This window comes from Mesorhizobium sp. M7A.F.Ca.CA.002.09.1.1, assembly GCF_003998555.1.
GTDB classification, from domain to species: domain Bacteria; phylum Pseudomonadota; class Alphaproteobacteria; order Rhizobiales; family Rhizobiaceae; genus Mesorhizobium; species Mesorhizobium ciceri.
Genome location: NZ_RZRR01000491.1, coordinates 1 through 4,204, shown reverse-complemented (window position 1 = coordinate 4,204; position 4,204 = coordinate 1). Strand labels below are relative to the sequence as shown.

The following is a 4,204-nucleotide window of genomic DNA, read 5'->3' as shown; positions in this document are numbered from 1 at the left end:
AGCCGACGATCCGATCACCCCTGAGCGCCACGAAGCCGGTCTCCCGCCGCGCCTTGTCCCGCAGAGTGTCGGCGGTCAAAAGGTGGGCCGAGGAGGGCGGGTCGATGACGTCGTCCATCGAGGCGAAGGCACGCATGATCAATGCGAGCACATCGTCCCAACGGTCGAAATCGGTCGGGATCCGCCTGATGGAGACTGCTTCGATCAGGTCCAAGAATTCAGCTTCTCTTGTAACGGATGGTGTCGAAGCGCGCCGCCAGCCCATCATAAAGCAGCAGCCGGCCGACCAGCGGTTCGCCCACGCCGGTGATCAGCTTGACCGCCTCCATGGCCTGCAGCGTGCCGATGACGCCGGTCAGCGCGCCAAGCACGCCGACTTCGGCGCAGGACGGCACCAGGCCCGGCGGTGGCGCCTCGGGAAACAGGTCACGATAGCCTGGGTTGGGCTTGCCGTCCTTGCCGTCTTCGAATGGCTTCAGCACCGTGACCGAGCCGTCGAAGCGTCCGACGGCGGCATGCACCAGCGGTTTCCCAGCGCTCGCGCAGGCATCGGCCACGGCGTAGCGCGTTTCGAAATTATCGGAACCGTCGACGACGATGTCATAGCGGGCGACGAGGGCAGGCGCATTGTCCGTGGTCAGCCGGAACGTATGCGGTTCGACTGTGGTATTGGGATTGATGCGGGCGATTGCCGCCTTGGCGCTGTCGGTTTTCAGCAGGCCGACAGTGTCGGTGCCGTGAATGACCTGACGCTGCAGGTTGGAGAGCGAAACGGTGTCGTCATCGACCACGCCGAGCGTGCCGACGCCGGCGGCGGCAAGATATTCAAGCACCGGGGCGCCCAGCCCGCCGGCGCCGATGACCAGCACCCGGGCCTGCTTCAGCCTCTGCTGTCCGGCGCCGCCGATTTCCGGCAGCACGATGTGGCGGGCATAGCGTTCGATCTCGTCTGCGGTCAGGGCGGCAGTGGTCATTGCCTGATCATACAGGCACGGAAAAACCTTGTCAGGGGTCTTCGGTTGGCCCAACCGTCCCGTGGTCGACGGTCAGGAATTGCGCACGGCCCTGGAGACTGGAAAACAGCGCAGCATCGGTTCCTGTCATGAATGCCTGGCAGTTCAGTTCCTCCAGGATGGAAAACAGCGCCGCGCGCCGCCCGCTGTCGAGATGCGCAGCGATCTCGTCGAGCAGCAGGATCGGCGTCATGCCCGACATTTCGCCGGTCAGCCTCGCGTGCGACAGCACGATGCCGACCAGCAGCGCCTTCTGCTCGCCGGTCGAGCAGAGCTCGGCCGGCATCGCCTTGGGGCGGTGCCGAACCACCAGGTCCGAACGGTGCGGGCCGTCGAGCGTACGTCCGGCGGCGCGATCGCGCTCGCGGCCCTCGGCAAGCGTCCGACGGAAGCGTTCCTCCACATCGACCGCCGGCGCCACGGCAATCTCGGCTTCCAGCTCGCCTGAAAGGCCGATATCGGCTTGCGGAAACGGTCCCGTGTCGGGCAGCCTGTCGATCATGGCGGCCAGCAGGCGCACCATCTCGGCGCGCGCCGCGGCAATCGCCACACCGGTTTCGGCCATCTGCGTCTCGATAGCGTCGAACCAGCGGTCGTCCCGAGAGCTTTCGGTAAGCAGTCGGTTACGACCGCGCATCGCCTTCTCGTAGTCGATCGCACGTTGCCCGTGGCCGGGGTCGATCGCCAGCACCAGCCGGTCGAGGAAGCGCCGGCGATCCGCGGCCGGTCCGGTGAATAACGCGTCCATGGCTGGCGTCAGCCAAACCACGCGCAGCCATTCCAGCATGTCCTCGGCCGAACGCGCCGAAGCTCCGTTGATGCGTACCCGCCTGCCGCCTTCGCCGGCGGTGTCACCGCCGGAAATGCCTGTTCCGATCTCGACCTGGCCATCAGGTCCGTCGAGCCGGGCATGCAGCGCAAAGCCGCCGTCGCCGCCCTCGCGCGCGACATCGGCGTAGGGCGCGCGGCGCAAGCCACGTCCCGGTGTCAAAAAGGAGATCGCTTCGAGGAGATTGGTCTTGCCGGCGCCGTTGTCGCCGGAAAAAACCACGGCACCTGGCGCCAGATCGATCGTCAGCGCCGCATAGTTGCGGAAATTAGTAAGTGTTAGCTTACTTATATGGTTCTGTGCCGGCAACCGCTATCCGCCTATAGAAGTCGCCGTAAATATCGCGCTTGCCGCCGGTCCACAACAGGACCGAAGTGCTGACACCGCGCCGCTACACGCGCATCGGCATCAGCACATAGAGTGCGGTCTCGTCGGCCATGTCGTGGATCAGCGTCGGCGAACCGGCATCCGCCAGCATGAACTTGGCCTCCGTGCCGGTCAGCTGCGCGGCAACGTCGAGCAGGTACTTGGCGTTGAAGCCGATCTCGATCGGATCGGATGAATAGTCAGCGGACAGTTCTTCGGTGGCGCTGCCTGAATCCGGATTGTTGACCGCAAGCGTCACCTGACCCTCGCTGATCGACAGCTTCACCGCGCGACCGCGTTCGGAAGAGATGGTCGAAACACGATCGACGGCGGCGGCAAAGCTCTGGCGGTCGATGATCAGCTTCTTGTCGTTGCCTGTCGGAATGACCCGCTGATAATCGGGGAAGGTGCCGTCGATCAGCTTCGAGGTCAAAACCACGCTGCCGATGGTGAAGCGGATCTTGGTGTCCGACAGTTCGGTGGTCACCGCAACATCCGGATCGTCGACAAGCTTCTGCAGCTCGCTCACCGTCTTGCGCGGAATGATGATGCCCGGCATGCCCTCGGAACCCGCCGGCGCGTCGATCTCGGCGCGCGCCAGGCGGTGGCCGTCGGTCGCCACCGAGCGCAGCTTCAGCTTGCCGCCAACCTCATGCGTGTGCAGGTAGATGCCGTTCAGGTAATAGCGTGTCTCCTCGGTGGAGATGGCGAACTGGGTCTTCTCGATCAGGCCTTTCAGGGCAACCGAGTCGAGACGGAAGATATGCGAGAAGGATCCGGCCGAAAGCTCCGGGAAGTCGGATTGCGGCAGGCACTGAAGGCGGAAGCTCGAGCGGCCGGACGTCACCGTCATGGCGTTGCCGTCCTCGTCCGTCTTCAGCATCACCTCGGCGCCATCGGCGAGCTTGCGCACGATGTCGTAGAGCAGATGTGCCGGGACCGTCGTCGCCCCGCCGCGCTCCACCTTGGCGGGCGTCGCTTCGGTCACCTCGAGGTCGAGATCGGTTGCCTTCATTTCAAGGCTGGCGCCTTCGGCGCCGAGCAGCACGTTGGACAGGATCGGTATGGTGTTTCGCCGCTCGACCACACGATGGACGTGGTTGAGCGACTTCAGGAGATTTGACCGTTCCAGGATAACACGCATGACGAAACAGGCTCGCTTGAATGAATGACGGGTCACCAGTGAGCGGCGTCCCGCGAAAGGTCTGAATAGGCTCAGAATCTGCGTAAACTGACAGGAAAAAACCAGCAAACGCAAGCCCGCGCCGCCGGTTCAGGCCGGCTACGCGGGCTTTCTGGGGATAACGCGCCCGAAGTCCGCGAGCCAGTGTCGAAAAACCGAAATCCAGATCGCTTCCAGGCGATGCCACGAGCCCGATGCAGGCCCGGCGCCGCACTGGCAAGCCATTGAATCCCGGCGTTGTTTCGGTTCGGCCCTCCCGGAGGGTCAGGCCTGATCGTTGATCAGCCGCCTCAGAAGCTCAAGTTCCTGCGCCAGCGTGTTGTCGTTGCCGGAAAGGTCCTCGATCTTGCGCACGGCATGCAGCACCGTGGTGTGATCGCGGCCGCCGAAACGCCGTCCGATCTCGGGTAGCGAGCGCGGCGTCATCACCTTCGACAGGTACATGGCGACCTGCCGCGGCTTGACGATGGTGCGCGTGCGCCGGTTGGACAGCAATTCGGTCTTCGACACATTGTAGTGACGCGCCACGATGCGCTGGATGTCCTCGATACGGACACGCTTCGGCTCGCCTGTGCGATAGATGTGGCCGAGGATTTCGTCGATCCGGTCGATGGTGATCTGCGGCTCGAAGGATTGACGGAACAAAAGCTGATTGAAGGCGCCTTCCAGCTCGCGTCCGCTGCCGGTCACGGTGCGGGCGACGTGATTGAGGATCTCCTCCGAAATGTCGAGGGATGCGTCGTCGCTCCTGGCCGTGGCAAGGCGCAATTTGAGCATGCCGAGGCGCATGGCGAAATCGGGCGCCGACATTTC

At 64.0% G+C, this 4,204-nt stretch carries 4 protein-coding genes and 1 pseudogene; all 5 read right to left on the bottom strand.

What is annotated here, in order from left to right; genetic code table 11:
- Nucleotides 1-214, bottom strand: a pseudogene (locus tag EN994_RS20405) (GNAT family N-acetyltransferase); the annotation flags it as partial.
- A gap of 4 nt (nucleotides 215-218) precedes the next feature.
- The gene (locus EN994_RS20400) at nucleotides 219-974 is read right to left on the bottom strand and encodes a molybdopterin-synthase adenylyltransferase MoeB (protein ID WP_013527879.1); all 756 of its coding nucleotides are present in this window, start codon (nucleotides 972-974) and stop codon (nucleotides 219-221) included.
- A 31-nt stretch (nucleotides 975-1,005) separates the two neighbouring features.
- Nucleotides 1,006-2,151 (bottom strand): DNA replication/repair protein RecF, encoded by a 1,146-nt coding sequence (recF, locus tag EN994_RS20395; protein ID WP_013527878.1) that lies wholly within the window; start codon nucleotides 2,149-2,151, stop codon nucleotides 1,006-1,008.
- 82 nt (nucleotides 2,152-2,233) lie between these two features.
- The gene (gene dnaN, locus EN994_RS20390) at nucleotides 2,234-3,352 is read right to left on the bottom strand and encodes a DNA polymerase III subunit beta (protein WP_013527877.1); all 1,119 of its coding nucleotides are present in this window, start codon (nucleotides 3,350-3,352) and stop codon (nucleotides 2,234-2,236) included.
- 303 nt (nucleotides 3,353-3,655) lie between these two features.
- A partial coding sequence (locus EN994_RS20385) for a helix-turn-helix domain-containing protein (RefSeq protein ID WP_245466055.1) occupies nucleotides 3,656-4,204 on the bottom strand: 549 nt, incomplete at its 5' end.

What these genes read in the sequence shown, in the direction of transcription:
- dnaN (WP_013527877.1), bottom strand. Translation starts at nt 3,352, where the DNA reads ATGCGTGTTATCCTGGAACGGTCAAATCTCCTGAAGTCGCTCAACCAC.
- EN994_RS20400 (WP_013527879.1), bottom strand. Translation starts at nt 974, where the DNA reads ATGACCACTGCCGCCCTGACCGCAGACGAGATCGAACGCTATGCCCGC.